Annotated in this window: 14 protein-coding genes and 1 pseudogene; 8 read left to right on the top strand and 7 right to left on the bottom strand. The window is 41.6% G+C overall.

Annotation, left to right across the window (positions count from 1 at the left end; translation table 11 throughout):
- Window positions 1-69 precede the first annotated feature (69 nt).
- The 5 genes from HUS62_RS01975 to argA all read left to right on the top strand — a co-directional run bounded on the left by HUS62_RS01975 (window position 70) and on the right by argA (window position 8144).
- Window positions 70-2889: a 2-oxoglutarate dehydrogenase E1 component gene (locus tag HUS62_RS01975; RefSeq protein WP_175078376.1), complete on the top strand. Its 2820-nt coding sequence runs from the start codon at window positions 70-72 to the stop codon at window positions 2887-2889.
- A gap of 3 nt (window positions 2890-2892) precedes the next feature.
- Entirely contained in the window at window positions 2893-4392 is a 1500-nt protein-coding gene (odhB, locus tag HUS62_RS01970; protein WP_175078375.1) for a 2-oxoglutarate dehydrogenase complex dihydrolipoyllysine-residue succinyltransferase, read from the top strand.
- Between the two features lie 177 nt (window positions 4393-4569).
- Window positions 4570-5736 carry an ADP-forming succinate--CoA ligase subunit beta gene (gene sucC, locus HUS62_RS01965; RefSeq protein WP_054561566.1) on the top strand — a complete coding sequence of 389 codons (1167 nt, stop codon included), beginning with the start codon at window positions 4570-4572 and terminating at the stop codon, window positions 5734-5736.
- Window positions 5736-6608 (top strand): succinate--CoA ligase subunit alpha, encoded by an 873-nt coding sequence (gene sucD, locus HUS62_RS01960; RefSeq protein WP_062569011.1) that lies wholly within the window; start codon window positions 5736-5738, stop codon window positions 6606-6608. Before sucC ends, sucD begins: the two co-directional genes overlap by 1 nt.
- A gap of 195 nt (window positions 6609-6803) precedes the next feature.
- Window positions 6804-8144 carry an amino-acid N-acetyltransferase gene (argA, locus tag HUS62_RS01955; RefSeq protein ID WP_175078374.1) on the top strand — a complete coding sequence of 447 codons (1341 nt, stop codon included), beginning with the start codon at window positions 6804-6806 and terminating at the stop codon, window positions 8142-8144.
- A gap of 25 nt (window positions 8145-8169) precedes the next feature.
- On the opposite strand, the gene HUS62_RS01950 is transcribed toward argA, so the two are convergent.
- Complete coding sequence (locus HUS62_RS01950) at window positions 8170-9240, bottom strand: DUF3083 family protein (RefSeq protein WP_175078373.1); 1071 nt, start codon at window positions 9238-9240, stop codon at window positions 8170-8172.
- 228 nt (window positions 9241-9468) lie between these two features.
- Here HUS62_RS01950 and glnS point away from each other — a divergent pair, with 228 nt between their 5' ends.
- Window positions 9469-11136 carry a glutamine--tRNA ligase gene (gene glnS / locus HUS62_RS01945; RefSeq protein ID WP_175078372.1) on the top strand — a complete coding sequence of 556 codons (1668 nt, stop codon included), beginning with the start codon at window positions 9469-9471 and terminating at the stop codon, window positions 11134-11136.
- Between the two features lie 86 nt (window positions 11137-11222).
- Here glnS and HUS62_RS01940 read toward each other — a convergent pair whose 3' ends face one another.
- A complete protein-coding gene (locus HUS62_RS01940; protein ID WP_175078402.1) occupies window positions 11223-13634 on the bottom strand; it encodes a TonB-dependent receptor domain-containing protein in 2412 nt (803 codons plus the stop codon).
- Window positions 13635-13788: 154 nt separating this feature from the next.
- Here HUS62_RS01940 and HUS62_RS23000 point away from each other — a divergent pair.
- A pseudogene (locus HUS62_RS23000) lies at window positions 13789-14316 on the top strand (YaeQ family protein).
- Here the strand turns inward: HUS62_RS23000 and yfaE are convergent.
- The 5 genes from yfaE to ubiG all read right to left on the bottom strand — a co-directional run bounded on the left by yfaE (window position 14313) and on the right by ubiG (window position 19848).
- Window positions 14313-14585 carry a class I ribonucleotide reductase maintenance protein YfaE gene (gene yfaE, locus HUS62_RS01925; RefSeq protein WP_175078369.1) on the bottom strand — a complete coding sequence of 91 codons (273 nt, stop codon included), beginning with the start codon at window positions 14583-14585 and terminating at the stop codon, window positions 14313-14315. The pseudogene HUS62_RS23000 and the gene yfaE sit on opposite strands and share 4 nt — an antisense overlap.
- Window positions 14585-15715 (bottom strand): class Ia ribonucleoside-diphosphate reductase subunit beta, encoded by a 1131-nt coding sequence (nrdB, locus tag HUS62_RS01920; protein WP_054551358.1) that lies wholly within the window; start codon window positions 15713-15715, stop codon window positions 14585-14587. The genes yfaE and nrdB overlap by 1 nt, the downstream gene beginning before the upstream one ends.
- A gap of 70 nt (window positions 15716-15785) precedes the next feature.
- Window positions 15786-18071, bottom strand: a complete 2286-nt coding sequence (nrdA, locus tag HUS62_RS01915) for a class 1a ribonucleoside-diphosphate reductase subunit alpha (RefSeq protein WP_054561557.1) — start codon at window positions 18069-18071, stop codon at window positions 15786-15788.
- 392 nt (window positions 18072-18463) lie between these two features.
- Entirely contained in the window at window positions 18464-19138 is a 675-nt protein-coding gene (locus tag HUS62_RS01910) for an HAD family hydrolase (RefSeq protein WP_175078368.1), read from the bottom strand.
- On the bottom strand, window positions 19138-19848 hold the full coding sequence (gene ubiG, locus HUS62_RS01905) for a bifunctional 2-polyprenyl-6-hydroxyphenol methylase/3-demethylubiquinol 3-O-methyltransferase UbiG (RefSeq protein ID WP_058585083.1): 711 nt from the start codon (window positions 19846-19848) through the stop codon (window positions 19138-19140). Before ubiG ends, HUS62_RS01910 begins: the two co-directional genes overlap by 1 nt.
- 176 nt (window positions 19849-20024) lie before the next feature.
- Here ubiG and gyrA point away from each other — a divergent pair, with 176 nt between their 5' ends.
- Window positions 20025-22721: a DNA topoisomerase (ATP-hydrolyzing) subunit A gene (gene gyrA / locus HUS62_RS01900; RefSeq protein WP_175078367.1), complete on the top strand. Its 2697-nt coding sequence runs from the start codon at window positions 20025-20027 to the stop codon at window positions 22719-22721.
- The last annotated feature ends 24 nt before the right edge of the window (window positions 22722-22745 follow it).

Here is a 22745-nt window from a genome sequence, read left to right as displayed (position 1 = left end):
GGTGGTTAAGTGATTAACCACCTTGTTTTTACAACAATTAATTTCTGCGCTAAAGAAAAGGGCTTATAAATGCACGAAGGTGTGATGAAGGCATGGCTAGAATCTTCTCACTTAAACGGCGGTAACGTTGCTTACGTAGAAGAGCTTTATGAAGCGTACTTAGATGATGCGACTTCTGTGCCAGAAGAATGGCGAGAAGTGTTCGAACAATTACCAAAAGTTGATGGTGTGGATGTTGACGTTAAACATTCAGAAGTTCGTTCACAATTTGCACAGCTTGCTAAAAACAAGCATAGAGAAGTAGTGGTAGCAGAGGGTGGCTCTGGCGATCCTAAACAGGTCAAGGTGCTACAACTTATTAATGCTTTCCGTTTCCGTGGTCACCAAAATGCCAACCTAGATCCATTAGGTATTTGGCAACGCGAACGTGTTCGTGATCTAGAATTAGAGTACCACGATTTATCTGAAGCTGATTTTGACCGTGAATTCAATGTGGGTTCGTTTGCTGTCGGTCGCGAAACCATGCCATTAGGTGAGCTATATCAAGCACTCAAAACGACTTATTGTGGGTCGGTTGGTGCTGAGTATATGCACATCACTTCAACTGAAGAAAAGCGTTGGTTACAACAACGTTTAGAATCAGTGCAATCACGTCCAACGTTCTCTAAAGAAGAAAAGCTACGTATCCTTAAAGGGTTAACAGCTGCAGATGGCCTTGAAAAATATTTAGGGGCTAAGTTCCCTGGTGCAAAACGTTTCTCACTTGAAGGTGGTGACGCATTAGTACCAATGCTTAAAGAACTAATTCATCGTGCAGGTGAAAGCGGACAAAAAGAAGCTGTTATTGGTATGGCTCACCGCGGTCGCTTGAACGTACTAGTGAACGTTTTAGGTAAAAACCCATCAGAATTATTCGATGAGTTCGCTGGTAAACACAAAGACACATTAGGCTCAGGTGATGTTAAATATCACATGGGTTATTCATCTGACTTTGCAACTAACGGTGGCAACGTGCACATGGCACTTGCATTTAACCCGTCTCACTTAGAAATCGTTAACCCAGTGGTTATGGGTTCGGTACGTGCTCGTCTAGACCGTCTAGGTGATAAGTCAGGTATTAAAGCATTACCAATTACTATTCACGGTGACTCTGCAATCGCAGGTCAAGGTGTTGTACAAGAAACATTTAACTTATCGCAAACTAATGCATTTAGTTGTGGTGGTAGTATCCGTATCGTTGTTAATAACCAAGTTGGTTTTACAACGTCTAAACAGTCTGATGTACGTTCTACACCATACTGTACTGATATTGCGAAAATGGTTCAGGCACCAATTTTCCACGTTAATTCTGACGATCCTGAAGCGGTTGCATTTGTTACTCAAATCGCACTTGATTTCAGAAACCAGTTTAAACGTGATGTAGTGATTGATTTAGTATGTTATCGCCGTCATGGTCATAACGAAGCGGATGAGCCGAACGCGACTCAACCACTTATGTACCAAAAAATCAAAAAGCATCCAGTACCTCGTCTAATTTACGCAGACCAATTAGTTGCTGAAGGTTCATTCTCAGAAAATGAAGTAAAAGCACTTGCTGATGATTACCGTAACGGTTTAGACAAAGGCAACTGTGTTGTTGAAGAAATTCAACTAGAAACATCGCACTCTTCTGATTGGGCTAAGTTTGTTGGTCACGATTGGGATGTTGAGTACGATGCAACAGTATCGGTTGAGAAGTTAAAAGAGCTTGGCGAAAAAGTAGCAAGCTTCCCAGAAAGCCACAAAGCACAGTCGCGCGTTAAGAAAATCTACGACGACCGTAAGCTAATGGCGACAGGTGAAAAACCACTTGACTGGGGTATGGCTGAAACACTTGCTTATGCAACCCTTGTTGATGCAGGTACAGATATCCGTTTAACCGGTCAAGATTCAGGCCGTGGTACATTCTTCCACCGTCATGCTGTTGTTCATAACCAAAAAGATGCATCAACATACTTGCCGCTGCAAAATATCAGCGAAAAGCAAGGTGCATTTGAAGTGTATGACTCAGTTCTTTCTGAAGAAGCGGTACTTGCATTTGAATATGGTTACGCAACAGCTGAACCTACGTCACTTGTAATGTGGGAAGCACAATTTGGTGACTTCGCTAACGGTGCACAAGTTGTATTTGACCAATTCTTAAGTTCAGGTGAGCAGAAGTGGGGCCGTTTATGTGGTCTTACATGTTTACTTCCACACGGTTATGAAGGTCAAGGTCCTGAGCATAGCTCGGCACGTTTAGAGCGTTTCTTACAGTTGTGTGCTGATCACAACATGCAAGTATGTGTTCCTTCAACACCTGCGCAAGTTTATGCAATGCTTCGTCGTCAATCAGTACGTCCACTTCGTCGTCCATTGATTGTTATGACGCCTAAGTCGCTACTTCGTCACCCGTTGGCAACATCTACACTTGAAGAGTTATCTGAAGGTGTATTCCACAATATGATCGATGAAATCGATGATATTGCTGCAGATAAAGTAGAACGCGTTGTATTCTGTAGCGGTAAAGTTTACTACGAGCTACTACAAGAGCGTCGTAAGCAAGAATTAAATAACATTGCTATTGTTCGTGTAGAACAATTATATCCATTCCCACACGCTGAGATGGATACAATCATGCAGCGTTACCAACACGTTAAAGATTTTGTTTGGTGTCAAGAAGAGCCACAAAACCAAGGTGCATGGTATTGTTCTCAACACCACTTTGTTGATGCAATCCCAGCCGGTGCTAAATTAACTTACGCAGGTCGTAAAGCATCAGCATCACCAGCGTGTGGTTACATGTCAGTGCATAATAAAGAACAACAAGCGCTCGTTGCAGATGCGCTTACTATTGAAAAGAAAGGATAAGCAATGAGCACAGAAATTAAAGTTCCTGTACTTCCTGAGTCGGTTGCTGATGCTACTGTTGCAACATGGCACGTAAGTGTTGGCGACAAAGTAAGCCGCGACCAAAACTTAGTAGATATCGAAACAGATAAAGTTGTTTTAGAAGTTGTTGCACCAAATGACGGTGTAATCACTGAAATTTCACAAGAAGAAGGTGCAACGGTACTTGGCGAACAAGTAATTGCATTACTTGGTGATGCAGATGCTGCACCAGCAAGTGACGAATCAGCACCAGCTAAATCAGAAGACGCGCCAGCGGCGCAATCAGCACCAGCATCAGAAGGTAAAGAAGTGGACATTAAAGTACCTGTACTTCCAGAATCAGTCGCAGACGCGACTATTGCTACTTGGCACGTTCAACCAGGTGAAGCGGTAACACGCGACCAAAACCTTGTTGACATCGAAACTGATAAAGTTGTTCTTGAAGTTGTTGCTCAAGAAGACGGTATCATGGGTGAGCACATTCACGCTGAAGGCGAAACAGTACTTGGTGAGCAAGTAATTGGTACAGTTAAAGCGGGTGCAGCACCGGCAGCAGCAGCTCCTAAAGCTGAAGCAGCACCAGCAAGCGAATCAAATGACAGCTCTGACGTGTTAACGCCGTCAGTTCGTCGTTTAATCGCTGAGAAAGGCCTTGATGCATCAAAAATTAAAGGTACTGGCAAAAATGGCCGTGTAACTAAAGAAGATGTTGATACATTCTTAAAAGCACCGGCAGCAGCGCCTAAAGCAGAAGCATCAGCGCCAGCAGCACCTATGGGTGACCGTACACAAAAACGTGTTCCTATGACTCGTTTACGTAAAACAATCGCTAATCGTCTTCTTGAAGCGAAAAACTCAACTGCAATGTTAACGACTTTCAACGAAGTTAACATGAAGCCAATCATGGACCTTCGTAAGCAGTACCAAGAAGTATTCGAAAAGCGTCACGGTATCCGTTTAGGCTTCATGTCTTTCTACGTGAAAGCAGTTACTGAAGCACTTAAGCGTTTCCCTGAAGTAAATGCGTCTATCGACGGTGATGATATTGTTTATCACAACTACTTCGACATCAGCATCGCGGTTTCTACACCACGTGGTCTTGTTACTCCAGTTCTTAAAGACTGTGACAAGCTATCTGTTGCTGAAATCGAAAAAGGTATCCGTGAGCTAGCGCTTAAAGGTCGTGACGGTAAATTATCACTTGATGATATGACAGGTGGTAACTTCACTATCACTAACGGTGGTGTCTTCGGTTCATTACTATCTACACCAATCATCAACTTACCACAGTCTTCAATTTTAGGTATGCACAAAATCCAAGAGCGTCCTATGGCTGTAAATGGTAAAGTTGAAATCTTACCAATGATGTACTTAGCGTTATCTTATGATCACCGCCAAATCGATGGTAAAGAATCAGTAGGTTTCTTAGTAACAATTAAAGAGTTACTTGAAGATCCGACTCGTTTACTACTAGATGTTTAATCTGGTTGTATGAAAACTAAGCTGTGAACCTCGTTCACAGCTTTTTTTTTGCGCCTTTGGTCTAACTGGGGTTTTCATGTGGAGCCTTGGGATTTATACTAAGTGCGCAATTTGGGATAGCTGTTTATTTTGCATAAATATTCAGCTCTTTTAGTATAAAAAATTGGATAAAGCATCATGAATTTGCATGAGTATCAGGCAAAACAACTTTTTGCCGAATATGGTTTACCAGTTTCTCAAGGTTTCGCTTGCGATACACCTGAAGAAGCTGCAGCAGCTGCTGAGAAAATCGGCGGTGATATGTGGGTTGTTAAAACACAGGTTCACGCAGGTGGCCGTGGTAAAGCTGGCGGTGTTAAGCTAGTTAAAACAACTGACGAAGTTAAAGAGTTCGCTGCGAACTGGTTAGGTAAAAACTTAGTTACTTACCAAACAGACGAAAATGGTCAGCCAGTATCAAAAATTCTTGTTGAAAGCTGCACTGACATCGCTAACGAATTATACCTTGGCGCTGTAGTAGATCGTGCTTCTCGTAAAGTTGTTTTCATGGCATCTACTGAAGGTGGTGTTGAAATCGAGCAAGTTGCAGAAGAAACTCCAGAACTAATTCACAAAGCTGAGATCGATCCACTAGTTGGTCCTCAAGCTTACCAAGCTCGTGAGTTAGGCTTCAAACTAGGTTTAAACCCTACTCAAATGAAACAGTTCGTTAAGATCTTCATGGGTCTTGCTAACATGTTCAACGATTTCGATTTCGCTCTATTAGAAATCAACCCGCTAGTAATCACAGACGAAGGTAACCTTCACTGTCTAGACGGTAAAATCGGTGTAGATGGTAACGCGCTTTACCGTCAACCTAAAATCCGTGAAATGCACGATCCTTCACAAGAAGATGCGCGTGAAGCTCACGCTGCAAGCTTCGAGCTTAACTACGTTGCACTAGACGGTAACGTTGGTTGTATGGTTAACGGTGCAGGCCTAGCAATGGGTACTATGGACATCGTAAACCTACACGGTGGCAAGCCAGCTAACTTCCTAGATGTTGGTGGCGGTGCAACTAAAGAGCGTGTATCTGAAGCATTCAAGATCATCTTATCTGACGACAACGTTAAAGCTGTTTTAGTTAACATCTTTGGTGGTATCGTACGTTGTGACATGATCGCAGAAGGTATCATCGGCGCAGTTAAAGAAGTAGGTGTTAACGTTCCTGTAGTAGTACGTTTAGAAGGTACTAACGCTGAACTTGGTCGTGAAGTACTAGCTAGTTCTGACCTTAACATCATCGCTGCTGAATCACTAACAGACGCAGCTGAAAAAGTTGTTGCTGCTGCGGAGGGCAAATAATGTCTGTATTAATCAATAAAGATACAAAAGTTATCTGTCAAGGTTTCACAGGTGGCCAAGGTACTTTCCACTCTGAGCAAGCGCTTGAGTATGGTACACAAATGGTTGGTGGTGTAAGCCCAGGTAAAGGCGGTCAAACGCACCTTGGTCTTCCAGTATTCAACACAGTACGTGACGCTGTTGAAGCAACTGGCGCAACTGCATCAGTTATCTACGTACCAGCACCTTTCTGTAAAGATGCAATCTTAGAAGCTATCGATGCTGGCATCGAGCTAATCGTTTGTATCACTGAAGGTATCCCAACACTAGACATGGTTGACGTTAAAGTTAAGCTTGATCAAACTGGTGTTCGTATGATCGGTCCTAACTGCCCAGGTGTTATCACTCCGGGTGAAACTAAGATCGGTATCATGCCTGGTCACATCCACAAGCCTGGTAAAGTAGGTATCGTATCACGTTCTGGTACTCTTACTTACGAAGCGGTTAAGCAAACTACTGACGCTGGTTTCGGCCAATCAACATGTGTTGGTATCGGTGGTGACCCTATCCCTGGCACTAACTTCATCGACGTTTTAGAAATGTTCGAAAAAGACGAGCAAACTGAAGCTATCGTTATGATCGGTGAAATCGGTGGTACTGCAGAAGAAGAAGCTGCAGAATACATCAAGCACAACGTGACTAAACCAGTTGTTTCTTACATTGCGGGTGTTACTGCACCTCCAGGTAAGCGTATGGGTCACGCTGGTGCAATCATCGCAGGCGGTAAAGGTACTGCTGATGAGAAATTTGCTGCATTAGAAGCTGCTGGCGTAAAAACTGTACGTTCATTAGCTGATATCGGTAATGCACTTAAAGAGAAAACAGGCTGGTAATCAGTTCTAATCTCTTAAAAAAAGGCTCGCTTTTGCGGGCCTTTTTTGTATCTATCACATCCTTCTACCCGACAAGAAAATTCCAATCATAAATTAAGAATAATAATGCTTTATTTGTGAATATAAATTCTCTACACTTGTGGCTTGTATATCTGTTTTTATTAAAACATTCGACTTTAATAAGGTAAATATTACGTGCGTACCACAGAATTGGTAGATGGATTTCGCCAGTCAACCCCATACGTTAATGCTCACCGCGGTAAAACATTCGTTGTTATGCTTGGCGGAGAGGCGATCGATCAGTCTGGTTGTCGCAGCATCATCAACGATGTCGCGCTATTAACTAGTCTTGGTATTAAGATTGTTTTAGTGTTTGGTGCTCGCCCACAGTTTAACGCAGCGCTTGAGCAAGTTGGCATAACTAGTCAGTTTCATAATGAGATACGGGTAACTGATAACGCAACATTTGATGTAATTAAGAAGGTTGCGGGTGCAATGCAGTTCGATATAACAGCGCGTTTATCTACGTCTTTAAGTAGTACACCTATGTCTGGCTCATTTTTAAATGTGGTGAGTGGCAACTTTGTAATTGCTCAGCCTTTAGGTGTTGATGAAGGTGTTGACTATCATCATTCAGGTAGAGTGAGACGTATCGATGTTGCGGGTATTCGCCACCAGTTAGATAACAACGGAATTGTTCTGCTTGGGCCAATAGCGGCTTCTGTTACAGGTGAAAGCTTTAACTTAACTGCTGAAGAAATTGCTACGCAAGTAGCTCTCAAACTACGTGCCGATAAAATGCTTGGCTTTTGTAAAGAAGCCGGTATTTTGGATGAAAATGGTGAGGCGATTGCAGAGCTAATGCCAAATGAAGCTGAGCAACTATTAGCAAGCTATCGCAAGCAACCTGACTCATGTGTAAGCGCAACCGTATTCTTACAAGCTGCAATTGATGCTTGTCGAGGTGGCGTACATCGTTGCCATCTTGTTAGTTACAAAGAAGATGGCGCCTTATTACAAGAGCTGTTCTCTTTAGATGGTATTGGTACACAAATCGCACCACAAAGCTCTGAGCAATTACGAAGTGCAAGTATTGCTGATATTACCGGAATCATTAACCTTATAAGACCCCTTGAACAGCAAGGCTATTTGGTGCGCCGTTCTCGTGAACAGCTAGAAATCGAAATTGAACAATTTACGGTTATTGAGCGTGATGGTCTTATTATAGCGTGTGCGGCTTTGTATCCGTTTGCAGATGAACAAGTGGGGGAGTTTGCAAGTTTGGCTGTTCACCCTCAGTACCGAGATGCCGATCGCGGCAGTTATCTACTGAGGTTTATTATTAATAAGGCTAAACGTGCGGGTTATTCGCATTTATTTGCACTCACTACACGCAGCATTCACTGGTTTTTAGAGCAAAGCTTTGAAATAGTGACAGTTGATGAACTACCTGCGAAGAAAAAAGCGCTTTATAACCATGAACGCCGCTCTAAAGTATTGCGTCTAGATTTAACTAAGCTCGGAAATAAGAGGTGACGCATGCGCATCACCTCTTATACTCTTAATATTGATAGTTAATGTGCTGATAAAAACGCACGCGAAAATCTTGGCGAGTTGGATTAAATGCCAGCTCGTCGGTAACTTCATTTATCGCACTTTGCACTTGATTCATAAACTTACCATAACCAATGTCATGCTTGTCTTTATCAGCTGCGGCAATCACAAAATGTAGCGAATCTACAAGTTGATCTGCATCCCAATACTGTTGTAATTGCACCTGCTCAGAGCTGCAATCAAAGGTCAGCTTTTGAAGTTCGCTGTTACTTTGTGCGTTATCAATATTGCTATTACGAACAATAGGGCGGGTACCGTTAGCGATAAAAGCGCCGAGTGTTAATCCGCGTTTATCACATGCTCGTTTGAACGCATCAAAGATATATTGATAAAACTGCATATAATTCTCTTCGTTCAACATATGCTGAAATTGCGTTTTAATGGCGCGAGTTACTGGAATCGAAAATCCAGCGTATGTCATCTCACTGTGTTCATTTGGTAAATGACATTGGCGAGACTGGTAACGTGGATATAAGCTACGTAATTTATAGCCATAGCTTTCTTTGTGACCTTTTGCTTTAGCAAATAAATCATAAGTTAGATGTTGGTGGTCACGAATTTTAAGAGGTGGTTGGCCGCTTAGTAGTTTTTCTTGTAGTGAGTTGATCACTCTTTGCACATTATGATGAAAACTAGCCGCATGAGCGCGAATATCTTCACCTGTCGCTAAGAATAATAAACGAATTTTTTTGCATTTTTGCTCACCATCAGCAAATACATTATGTGCTTCATGGTATTGTGGGTTATAGAAAAACAAAATTTGCTTAGCGGTTTCTAAGCTATATGCCTCATCATGGTAACGTACCACTGGCAGTTTATCGTTGGCGATTAGGTGTACATTATGTAATTCATACTCATCACATAGTGCAAATAACTCCCTTGCAAGACGCTTATAAGCACAGCTCACATTAGTAAACTGGGCAAAAAACTCATCAGTAGGTTTAAATTCAACTAACACATACTGGTTTGCACGTGCTGAGCTTGGAATATAGACTCGATGTTGATTGAGCGAAGCCATCTTTTTTCCTTATTGGTAGTGAAACTGACGGCACTATATCGCTAGTCAATGATCATTTTATTGCGTTAGAACAATTTTTTTACCGATTTTGTCGAGTCTGTGAACTATGTATTTAACAATCGACGTAATATCTTCAATAAACATGATGCAACCACTGTATGTTAGGGTTTGTTTTTGTAATAATGCATTAGTTTTGTCACCATGCAATATTCAGAGGATTATGCTCCTATGGCGGAAATTGAGAATCGCCCAAGTAACTTTATTAGAACGCGTATCGACGAAGATCTAGCAAGCGGTAAGCATGCGACTACACACACGCGTTTTCCACCAGAACCAAACGGTTTTTTACACATTGGTCATGCAAAGTCTATTTGTTTAAATTTTGGTATCGCCCAAGATTATCAAGGTCTTTGTAACTTACGTTTTGATGATACGAATCCAGAAAAAGAAGACATCAACTACGTAAACTCGATTAAAGAAGATGTGCAGTGGTTAGGTTTCCAGTGGGATGGTGAAATTAAGTATTCATCTAACTATTTCGATGCCTTATACGGCTATGCTGTTGAGCTTATCGAAAAAGGCCTAGCGTATGTGTGTTTCTTATCGCCAGATCAAGCCCGTGAATACCGTGGTACTTTAAAAGAGCCAGGTAAAAATAGCCCATACCGTGATACGCCAGTTGAAGAAAACCTAGCGCTATTTGAAAAAATGCGTAATGGTGAATTCAAAGAAGGTGAGTGTGTACTGCGTGCTAAAATCGATATGGCAAGTTCATTCATGGTACTGCGTGATCCGATTATTTACCGTGTTCGTTTTGCTCATCACCACCAAACAGGTGACAAGTGGTGCATTTACCCAATGTACGACTTCACACACTGTATTTCAGATGCGCTAGAAGGTATTACACATTCATTATGTACGCTTGAGTTCCAAGATAACCGTCGCTTATACGATTGGGTATTAGATAACATCAGCCTTGAGTGTCATCCGCAACAAATCGAGTTCTCACGATTAAATCTTGAGTACACCATTATGTCTAAGCGTAAATTAAACGACTTAGTGGTAAATGGACATGTTGAAGGCTGGGACGACCCACGTATGCCAACGATTGCTGGTTTACGTCGTCGTGGTTATACACCTGCATCAGTACGTGAGTTCTGTTCTCGTATCGGTATCACTAAACAAGAGAACATGGTTGAAATGGGTATGCTAGAAGCCTGTATCCGTGAAGACCTAAATGAGCATGCACCTCGTGCAATGGCTGTTCTTGATCCTGTGAAGGTTGTTATCGAAAACTATGACGCAGATAAAGTAGAGACTTTATCTGTTGCTAATCACCCGAATAAAGAAGAGATGGGTCGCCGTGACGTACCTTTCACTCGTGAACTTTATATCGAGCGTGAAGACTTCCGTGAAGAAGCAAACAATAAGTTTAAGCGTTTAGTTCTTGATAAAGAAGTACGTTTACGTGGTGCGTATGTAATTAAAGCTGAGCGCGTTGAAAAAGACGAAAACGGCGAAATTACGACTATTTTCTGCTCTTACGATCCTGAAACTCTGGGTAAAAACCCAAGTGATGGCCGTAAGGTTAAAGGTGTTATTCACTGGGTATCAGCAAGTGAATCTATCACAGCTGAAGTTCGTTTATACGACCGTTTATTTAATGTACCAAACCCAGCTGCAGCAGAAGACTTTAACGCAACACTAAACCCTGAATCACTTGTGGTTCTTGAAAATGCGAAAGTTGAGTCGTCACTTGCAAATGCACAAGCAGAGCAGGGCTTCCAGTTTGAGCGTACAGGTTACTTCTGTCGTGATAGCAAAGCAGAAACATTAGTATTCAATCAAACTGTGGGTCTTCGTGATTCATGGGCTAAGATTGAACAAAAGGGCTAATAGCTAATTTTATTTAGTTTCTATGCTTAATAAAAAACCCTTTCACTTTTAAAGTGAAAGGGTTTTTTTATAACCATTAAAAGGGATTAGAAATAACCGCGAATACCCAAGCTGAAGTTACGACCAGGTAGTGGTGCTTTTTCTTTAATGAATGAGCTGTGTACGAAACCAAGTTCATCGGTTAAGTTGTCAACATTAATGTAAAGCTGTGTATCAACAGGACCCAAGTCAAGTTGGTAGTTAGCTGATGCATCAAACAGGGTATAACCGTCAGTTTTTGTCTCGTAAGCAGTAATGTCAGATTGCTCAAAATAATGAGTACCGGTTAGGCTAAACTTCCAATCAGACACTGTGTACTGTAATTCAGAACCCAGTTTATTAGCCGGAATACGCGGTAAGTAACCTTCATCATCTTTTAGCTTAGCCGTTGTTGAATCACCAAACACTTTAACTAGCGCACTTGGCGTCACTTGATAGTGTACGTCAAATTCAATACCGTATAATTTCGCATCTTTACTTGTGAATTGGTAAACCGCCATTGCATCTTCATCTGCATCAGCTGCTGATTCTAAGCCATGCTCTTCATCAAAAACTAAACCGGTATTTTGCTGGTAGTAATAGTTTTCAATGTCGTTATAGAAGAAGTTAACTGTGTAACCAAAGTCACCAATAAAGCGGCGGAAACTTAAGTCAAAGTTCGTTGCAGTTTCTTGCTCGATATCTTCTGGCTCAAAATGAATTTCGCCATCTTCAATATGATAACCTAGGCCTAGCTCATAAGTACCTGTTGCAATATGAATACCGTTTGATAGTAATTCAGCACTCAGTGGCGCACGTTCTGAACGAGATACACTCAAAGCAACACTTTGGCCTTCTTGATATTGCCAAATTGCACCAGCAGATAAGCTTAGATTTGTGAAATCTTCACTATAGTTAATGATTTCAGCTTCTTCTTCGTCATGGTGCTCTTCTTCCTCTTCATGATCGTGATCATGATGGTGCTCAGCCATGCTTACAGCAGAGTCGATTTGGTAATCTTCAAGGCGTGCACCTAGCTCAACGGTCACATCACCAAACTGGCGCTCTTCAAGAACGAATAATGCGTTTGTTTTAGTAACACTTGCTGGCGTAAAGGCTTCTTCACCATCTGCATCATAGTCAGACTCAGTGTAGTGATAACCAGCCATACCGTGCCAAAGGCCTAACTTGTGCTCAACAGTTGCACGTGCTTCGGTTGTTTTGTTTGTAAACACTGTGCCCACTGCACCATCTTCAATTTCAGCGTGTTTGTAGTCAGTGTAGCCAACGCGTAGTGAGATATTTTCAATCCAGTTATCATGAAGTGCATAGCTCATGTAACCTTGCCAGCGGTCTTGCTCTAGCTGTGCAAATACTGATTCTTCGTGCTCTTCTTCACCTTCATGTTCGTCATGATCTTCCTCTTCATGATGATGATGCTCATGAGCAGGAATACCGTAATCTGTTTCGATGCGGCCGTATGACACACCTAGCGTCAGGTGATCGCCCACGTAACTAGTACCGAAGTTAACTGTTTGGCTATCGATAAAGGTGTTTTCTACGCTGTTAGCTGTTTCGTGTTCTTCATGTTCTTCACCTTCATGCTCCTCGTGCTCTTCATGTTCCTCAGGAAGCTCAAAGTTAGGCGTGTCATAATCGTGACCTTTGCGCTTTGTTCCATCGAAATGGAAGTTGAAACCATCATTACCGGTTTCAAGTTTTGCAGCATAGGTGTTGGTATTTGATACTGTATCGTGTGTGTATTGTGCAGCACCGGTTAAAGACTCGATGTTATCGGTAGGAATACGGTTATCAACAACGTTCACCACACCACCGATAGCGCCAGAGCCATAAAGCAGGGTAGCAGGGCCGCGAAGTACTTCGATTTGCTCTGCTGCTAGACTGTCATTTGATGTTGCGTGGTCTGGGCCAATACGTGATGCATCACTGCTATCAAGGCCATTTTGGGTGATCTTTACACGCGGACCATCTAAACCACGAATAATAGGGCTTGATGAAACTGGGCCAAAGTAACTTGCATTAACGCCCGGTAAACCTTTTAGTGTTTCGCCTAATGTCGGTTTTGCTTTATCTTTTAACTCATCACCGGCTAAAATATTCACTGGCGAAATCATTTCAAGACTATTTTTATGAAGTGCTGATGCATAAACAACAACAGTTTCAACTGATGTTGGTGTAAGCGTAACCACAACATTTTGGTCTTCGCCATTAATAGCAACACGCTTATCGATGAAATTGTTTTTACTGATGTGAAGCTGACCTTTATTGTCTACATCAATTTTAAACTGACCTTGTTTGTCAGTGACAACGCTTTGTGATTTGCCGTGTACATGTATTTCAGCATTGCTGATAGGTTGTTGGTTTTTATCTAATACTTGACCTGTGATCACAGCAGCCATTGTTGATTGAGAAAACAGCGCAGCGGCAACAGCACTAGAAAGAATTGAAACTTGTTTCATCATTACTACTTCTAAGTTTGTTGTTGATTGTGGTGATATAATATAACACTGCAATTTTTTAACTGCAATAACGTTATACTATAACTTTACCTTAAGTCGCGATTTTAACACCATACACTATACTTAGACTGTTACACCAAGATGGCAAAATCTTATGTCTGATAAAAATAGGGTATTCAAAGCAAATTTTACCATTGCTGATTTAAGAGAGCATCGTAATCACAAAGAGGTGTTTACCACTGCATGTGACCGTCGTGAAAGCTATCAACACTTTGTACTAAAGCTTTTAAGTTATTGCTTATTTTCACACAACGAAACAGCCATATTGAATGCAAGGTTCAGTCATGCAGAACCAGATGTGTCAATAAAAGCACTTGATGACCATTATCAAACATGGCTTGCTGTTGACCAACCTGATATTTTACAGCTCAACAAAATCGCTAAGCGGGTTGATGAGCTATAGGTCGTGACAACCTTAAATAACGATTGGCTTAAAGAAAATGAACACCAGTTGGAACTTATCAATAATGGTCATTTAATTGCGTTTGATAACAGCTTTATTGAGGAATTAGCGGGTCATCTAACTAAAAACTTACAATGGGATGTTACGATTGATCAGCAAATGGTGAGTGTGTCAGATAAAGAAAATTTCTACCAAACCAGTGAGCTTATTTGGCATTAAAGCTCAATTTTTACTTTCCCATTGGGTTTACTACAACACAGCAATACTTCGCCATCTCTAACAAAAGCAAGTGGCTCTTGATTATAGCTCACATCACCTTCGACTAATTTTGCACGGCAAGCGCCACAATAACCTTCACGGCATTGGTAGGGTACATCTATTTTGTTTTGTTCTAGGCATTCAAGGAGAGATGAACAGCCAGAATCAAATTCAAGATTCTGGCTGTCTGTTCCTGCAAGGATAACCTCTGCAGTGGTGTTTGAGCTCATTACAGGTCGAAGTCACCAAAGTCAGATGCGTCAACTTGTGAGTCAATTTGACCAACAAGGTAAGAGCTGATTTCAGCTTCTTGTGGAGCAACTTGAACGTTGTCTGATACTAACCAAGAGTTGATCCACGGAATAGGGTTACTCTTACTTTCGAACTGTGCAGGTAGGCCTACTGCAGTCATGCGTGCATTAGTGATGTATTCAACGTATTGGCATAAGATATCTTTGTTAAGACCAATCATAGAACCATCTTTGAACAGGTATTCTGCCCAATCTTTTTCTTGTTCGGCTGCTTCAACAAACATCTGAATTGCTTCTTCACGACATTGTGCTGCAACGATTGCCATTTCTGGGTCGTCTTTACCTTCTTGCATAATGTTCAAGATGTGCTGTGTACCAGATAAGTGTAACGCTTCATCACGGGCGATTAGCTTGATGATTTTTGCATTACCTTCCATTAATTCACGCTCAGCGAAAGCAAATGAACAAGCAAAGCTTACATAGAAACGAATCGCTTCTAGGATGTTAACCGACATCATTGCTAGGTAAAGTTGCTTTTTAAGGTCAAATAAGCTGACTTTAACTTCTTCACCATTGATCACATGTTTACCTTCACCATATAGGTTGTAAACAGAAATCATGTTTATTAAATCATCGTAATACTTAGTTACCGCATCAGCACGCTCACTGATTTTCTCGTTGCTTACGATATCGTCAAAGATAAGTTCAGGAGATTGCGTAACGTTACGGATAATGTGTGTGTATGAACGGCTGTGAATAGTTTCACTAAATGCCCATGTTTCAATCCAAGTTTCTAGCTCAGGAATAGACACAATAGGTAGTAACGCAACGTTAGGTGAACGACCTTGCACACTATCAAGTAGCGTTTGATATTTTAAGTTGCTTAAAAAGATGTGCTTTTCGTGCTCTGGTAACGCTTGGAAGTCAAGACGGTCTTTACTTACATCAACTTCTTCAGGACGCCAAAAGAACGAAAGTTGCTTTTCAATTAGCTTTTCGAAGATAGGGTACTTTTGTTGGTCGTAACGTGACACGTTTACCGTTTGGCCGAAAAACATCGGTTCTTGTAATTGGTTATTATGATTTCGGCTAAAAGTTGTATATGACATAGTGATTTCTCAAAAAACAGTCAGGACAAAGCGGGCTAATGAGCCCGCTTTTGTTATATTATTAATTTAATTAGATTTTACAAGCGCCGCCTGCACAACCGTCATCTTCTACCTCTGGCGTTAACTCATCTTGAGAGTCTGATGCACCATCACGTGTGTTGTGATAGTACAGGGTTTTAACACCAAGTTTGTACGCAGTCAGTAGGTCTTTTAATAGCACCTTCATAGGTACTTTACCGCCTTCGTACTTAGATGGATCATAGTTAGTGTTTGCAGAGATCGTTTGGTCAACGAATTTTTGCATAATACCAACAAGTTGTAGATAACCATCGTTTGAAGGAATATCCCACAGTAGCTCGTAGTTATCTTTCAGATTTTCATAATCTGGCACTACTTGCTTTAAGATACCATCTTTACTTGCTTTAACGCTGATATGACCACGTGGTGGCTCAATACCATTTGTTGCGTTAGAGATTTGCGATGATGTCTCTGAAGGCATAAGGGCAGATAGCGTTGAGTTACGCATACCGTGCTCTTTAATGCTTTCGCGTAATGAATCCCAATCTAAGTGAAGCGGCTCTTCACAGAACTGATCTAGGTCACGTTTGTAAGTATCTGTTGGCATAATGCCTTGAGAATACGTTGTCTCGTTAAATTTAGGACACGCACCACGTTCTTTCGCTAACTCATTTGATGCTTTCATTAGGTAATATTGAATTGCTTCAAATGTTTTGTGAGTTAGGGCATTTGCGCTGCCATCTGAGTAACGCTTACCATTTTTCGCTAAGTAGTACGCGTAGTTAATAACACCAATACCTAGCGTACGACGACCCATGGTCGCGTTTTTAGCCGCAGGAACAGGGTAGTCTTGGAAATCAAGTAAGTTATCAAGGGCACGTACTGCAAGTTCAGCAAGCTCTTCTAATTCGTCAAGTGATTCAATTGCACCTAAGTTAAACGCCGACAGCGTACAAAGTGCAATTTCACCTTCTTCGTCCATTACATTGCTAAGTGGCTTAGTTGGTAATGCAATTTCTAAACATAAGTTAGATTGACGAATTGGCGCCACAGTCGAGATGAACGGGCTGTGCGTATTACAGTGGTCAACGTTTTGTAAGTAGATACGACCTGTGCTCGCACGCTCTTGTGCAAACATTGAGAATAACTCAATCGCCTTAATACGTTTTTTACGAATTGACTCGTCTTGCTCGTATTTGATGTATAGCTCATCAAACTTCGCTTGATCTTCAAAGAACGCATCGTATAGACCTGGTACATCTGAAGGGCTAAATAATGTGATGTAATCGTCTTTGATTAAACGGCTATACATTAATTTGTTGAACTGCACACCGTAGTCAAGATGACGTACACGGTTATCATCAACACCACGGTTGTTCTTAAGAACAAGTAGGTTTTCAACTTCTAAGTGCCAAAGCGGGTAGAACAACGTTGCTGCGCCGCCACGAACACCACCTTGTGAACAGCTCTTAACCGCTGTTTGGAAGTGCTTATAAAACGGAATACAACCTGTGTGGTATGCTTCGCCGTTACGAATAGGGCTACCAAGCGCACGGATGCGACCGGCATTAATACCAATACCTGCACGTTGCGAAACGTATTTAACAATCGCAGACGATGTTGCATTAATAGAATCTAGGCTATCACCACATTCAATAAGTACACATGAGCTGAACTGACGTGTAGGGGTACGTACACCAGCCATGATAGGTGTAGGTAATGAAATTTTGAATGTAGATACTGCATCATAAAAACGCTTGATGTAATCAAGGCGTGTCTCTTTTGGATAATCAGAGAATAAGCTTGCAGCCACTAAGATATATAAAAACTGTGCACTTTCGTAGATTTCACCAGTAACACGGTTTTGAACTAAATACTTACCTTCAAGTTGCTTTACAGCAGCGTAGCTGAAGTTTAAGTCACGGTTGTGATCTATGTAAGCATCTAACTCGTCAATTTCTTGCTCGGTATAGTCAACAAGTAGGTGTTGATCATAACGCTTGTCTTCAACTAATTTCGTGATGTGATCGTATAAGCGTGGTGGCTCAAATTGACCGTACGCTTTTTTACGTAAATGGAATACAGCTAAGCGAGCAGCTAGGTATTGGTAATCAGGCGTATCTTTAGAGATCTGATCAGCTGCAGCTTTGATGATTGTTTCATGAATGTCATCGGTACGAATGCCGTCATAAAATTGAATATGTGATTTTAATTCAACTTGTGAGACAGACACATTCTCTAGACCTTCTGCGGCCCAAGCGATTACGCGATGGATCTTATCTAGATCAAGTGACTCTTTACGGCCGTCACGTTTGCTTACAGATAGCTGTTGGTTCATAGTTTTGCCTGTATTCCTTGGGAAATTATAGTTGTAAAGACAAAGGTATTCTTTATGTAATTATTATTATTAAACGCCAGGGTGATCTAATTGAATAACATTTAGCCACAATATCTGGTGTTGTTTAAATTGCAGATCACAAGATAGTGTGGTCTGCGCTGTTTTGCAAGGGATAGAATTGCCCCATTTTGTGGAAAACTATTGGATAAACGCATTGTGTTAGTGACCATTAACCTTTGAACATTCATAGACGACGAAATTTGTAGAAATCAACAAAAGATCCAGAAAATTTACCGTTTTTAAAAATAAATTTTGACTGATTTTTTTATCATCAATGAATGCTCAAAAGTAAATCAAATCACAATATATGGTGTTTCAGTTATCAAATAACACTATATATGGTTAAAACCATCAATCGGCGTTTGCCAATTGAAATCCGCTTGCCAGCCAAGTGCAGCGTCTACACTGGGTATATAACCCCATAACGCTGTTGCGCTGTACATATTGGCCGCTTTTGCAGCTTGAATATCACGTTCAGCATCACCGATATACAAACAACGGCTCGGATCAACGTCTAAGATCTCAGCGGTGTGTAATAGTGGATCCGGTGATGGTTTTGACACAGCTAATGTATCGCCACTCACAACCGCTTTTGCATCACGCAAAGAGGGAATAGCTTGCACTAAGGGCTCAGTTAAAAAGCCGGGCTTATTAGTCATAATGCCCCACTTAATATTGTTTTGCTCAAGTGCAATTAAAAGCTGTTCTATGCCGTTGAAGCATTTACTGTGCACAGCAATATCTTCGGCGTAGTAGTCAAGAAGCTGCTGGCGCAAGGCGAGTTGTTCAAGTTCAGGCCATATATCACCAAAGCCCACTTCTAATAATGCATTTGCACCGTTAGAAGCAGCAGGGCGATAAACATGCTCAGCAACAGGCGCCACATTGGCATCTGTTAACACTCGGTTTAATGCACCACCTAAGTCATCCGCGGTATCGAGTAGTGTGCCATCTAAATCAAAGATAAACGCATCAAAATCGATAGAGGGTGCTTGCACACCACTCATCAGGCTAGTTTCTCAAAGTGGAGGATGTAATTAACACTTACATCATCATTTAAGCTGTACTGCTTAGAAAACGGGTTATAATGAAGGCCGGTACTGGCGCGTACTTTTAATCCCGCTTCTTCTGCCCATGCAATAAGCTGTGCAGGTTTGATAAACTTTTTATGATCATGAGTACCTTCTGGCACCATCTTTAAAAGCTTTTCAGCACCGACAATAGCAAACAAGTAGGCTTTTGGTGTTTTATTTAATGTTGAAAAGAAGACATCGGCGCCCGGTTTAGCAAGCTCAGCGACAGCACGAATAATAGAAGCAGGGTCTGGAACATGCTCAAGCATTTCCATACAAGTCACTACATCAAAGCGAGCAGGGTGCTCAGCAGCGAATTGCTCTGCAGGTACTTTTATATAATCAACAGGTACGCCTGTTTCTAAACTATGTAACTTAGCAACGGTAAGTGGCTCTTGGCCCATATCGATACCGGTTACTTTAGCGCCCATACGCGCCATACTTTCACTTAAGATGCCGCCACCACAGCCAACATCTAAGGTTTCCTTATCAAATAAGCCGCCTACTTTATCAGCGACAAAATCCAAGCGAAGAGGATTTATTTCATGAAGGGGTTTGAACTCTCCGTCGCGGTCCCACCAACGTTCTGCGATGGCTTCAAACTTTGCAATTTCTGCATTATCTACATTTTGATGCTCGGTCATAAAAAACTTCCTCGTTAATCTGAGGCCATTATATAGGGGGAAATTAATAAATCGCAAAGATTTAGCGCCTGTAAATCTAAATAAATTGTGATAGCATGGTCTGGAAATAATAACTAAAGCTCTTAAGACGGCGGTTTGCCTCTTAATGAGTCAATACTGAAGGAATGTGAAATCAAATGACTGATCTCGCCAATGAAATTCTGCCAGTCAATATTGAAGATGAATTAAAAAACTCCTACCTTGATTACGCGATGAGTGTAATCGTAGGACGTGCATTGCCAGACGTACGTGACGGCTTAAAGCCAGTTCACCGCCGCGTTCTGTTTGCAATGAACGAACTCAATAATGATTGGAATAAACCTTACAAGAAATCAGCACGTGTTGTTGGTGATGTAATCGGTAAGTACCACCCACATGGCGACAGCGCGGTATATGACACCATCGTTCGTATGGCGCAGCCTTTCTCATTACGCTACATGCTTGTTGACGGCCAAGGTAACTTTGGTTCTGTTGACGGTGACTCTGCGGCAGCAATGCGTTATACGGAAGTCCGTATGGCGAAAATGTCACATGAATTATTAGCTGATTTAGAAAAAGAAACGGTTGATTACGTACCGAACTACGACGGTACTGAGCAAATTCCTGACGTATTACCTACTAAAGTTCCTAACTTATTAGTAAATGGTTCTTCGGGTATCGCGGTTGGTATGGCGACGAACATTCCACCTCATAACTTAACAGAAGTTATCAATGGTTGTTTAGCGCTTATTCAAAACCCTGATATGTCAATTGCTGACCTTATTGAATATATCCCAGGTCCAGATTTCCCGACTGCGGCGATTATCAATGGTAAAAAAGGCATTGAGCAAGCGTACTTAACCGGTCGTGGTAAAGTATATATCCGTGCTCGCGCTGAAATCGAAGTTGACGAAAAAACCGGTCGTGAAACAATCATCGTTCACGAAATCCCTTATCAAGTTAACAAAGCACGCCTAATCGAAAAGATCGCAGAGCTTGTTAAAGATAAGAAGATTGAAGGTATTAGTGCACTACGTGATGAATCAGATAAAGACGGTATGCGTATCGTTATCGAAATCAAACGTGGTGATGTTGGTGAAGTAATCTTAAACAACCTATATGCACAAACTCAGTTACAAACTGTGTTTGGTATGAACATGGTTGCACTTGATAACAACCAACCTAAGTGTTTCAACTTAAAGGAAATGCTTGAAGCGTTTATCGTACACCGCCGTGAAGTTGTTACACGTCGTACAGTATTCGATTTACGTAAAGCCCGTGACCGTGCTCACACGCTTGAAGGCTTAGCGATTGCCCTTGCGAATATCGACCCAATTATCGAACTTATTCGTAAGTCACCAACACCAGCAGAAGCAAAAGCGGCACTAACAGCACGTCCTTGGGAACTAGGCACTGTTAAAACAATGCTTGAAAAAGCGGGTGAAGATAACGTAGCACGTCCTGATTGGTTAGCGGCTGATTTAGGTATCCGTGACGGTCAGTACTATTTATCTGAGCAACAAGCACAAGCAATTCTAGACCTACGTTTACACAAACTAACGGGTCTTGAGCATGAGAAGATCTTAGACGAGTACCAAAACTTACTTGATCTAATTGCTGAGCTTTTACATATTCTTTCAAGCCCAGAGCGTCTAATGGAAGTTATCCGCGACGAGCTAGTAGAAATTAAAGAGCAATATGGTGACGAACGTCGTACTGAAATCAGTGCAGCTGCTCACGATATTAGCCTTGAAGACCTAATCAATGAAGAAGACGTTGTCGTAACGCTTTCTCACGAAGGTTACGTTAAGTATCAACCATTATCGGATTACGAAGCACAGCGTCGTGGTGGTAAAGGTAAATCAGCAACGAAGATGAAAGATGAAGACTTCATCGAACGTCTATTAGTTGCTAACACACACGATACAATCCTGTGCTTCTCAACAGCAGGTCGCCTATACTGGTTGAAAGTATATCAGTTACCATTAGCAAGCCGTGCAGCGCGTGGTAAGCCAATTGTTAACTTATTACCACTTGAAGCTGATGAGCGTATTACTGCTATCTTACCAGTACGTGAGTACGAAGAAGATAAATACATCTTCATGGCAACTGCGTTTGGTACAGTTAAGAAAACACCACTTACAGCATACAGCCGTCAACGTGCGAGCGGTATCATCGCTGTTAACCTAAATGAAGGCGATAGCCTAATTGGTGTTGATATCACTGATGGCACGAATGAAATCATGCTATTCACTGATGCTGGTAAAGTTGTTCGCTTTAAAGAAGCAGAAGAGTCAGCAGTTGTTGATGAAAACGGTAACCCAGTTCTAGACGAAAACGGTAACCCAGAAATCCGCTTCAAAGGTGTACGTCCAATGGGTCGTACAGCAACAGGTGTTCGTGGTATCAAGATGGCTGACGACCAACGCGTTGTGTCGTTAATCGTACCTAAGTCAGATGGTGCAATCCTAACTGTAACAGAAAACGGTTACGGTAAGCGTACAGCACTTGAAGATTACCCATCGAAGAGCCGTGCAACACAAGGTGTTGTATCAATCAAAGTAAGCGAGCGTAATGGCGCTGTGGTTGGTGCAGTTCAAGTTGACGATAACGACGAAATCATGATTATCTCGAATCGCGGTACCTTAGTACGTACCCGTGTAAACGAGGTTTCTACGGTTGGTCGTAATACTCAAGGCGTTATTTTGATACGAACTATTGACGAAGAGCAAGTAGTTGGTTTACAACGTATCGAAGAAATCGAAGTTGATGAGCTTGAAGCCATCGAAGGCGAGGCCGTTGAAGTAGTCGATACCAATACTGAAAAAACGGGTGATAACCCACCTTCAGAATAACATTGATTTAAAAAGCGGCTTCGG

This window comes from Pseudoalteromonas sp. 0303, from assembly GCF_013349995.1.
Classification (GTDB): Bacteria; Pseudomonadota; Gammaproteobacteria; order Enterobacterales; family Alteromonadaceae; genus Pseudoalteromonas.
The sequence above is the reverse complement of the archived record's forward strand: the minus strand, read 5'-3'. Positions and strand labels throughout refer to the sequence as shown.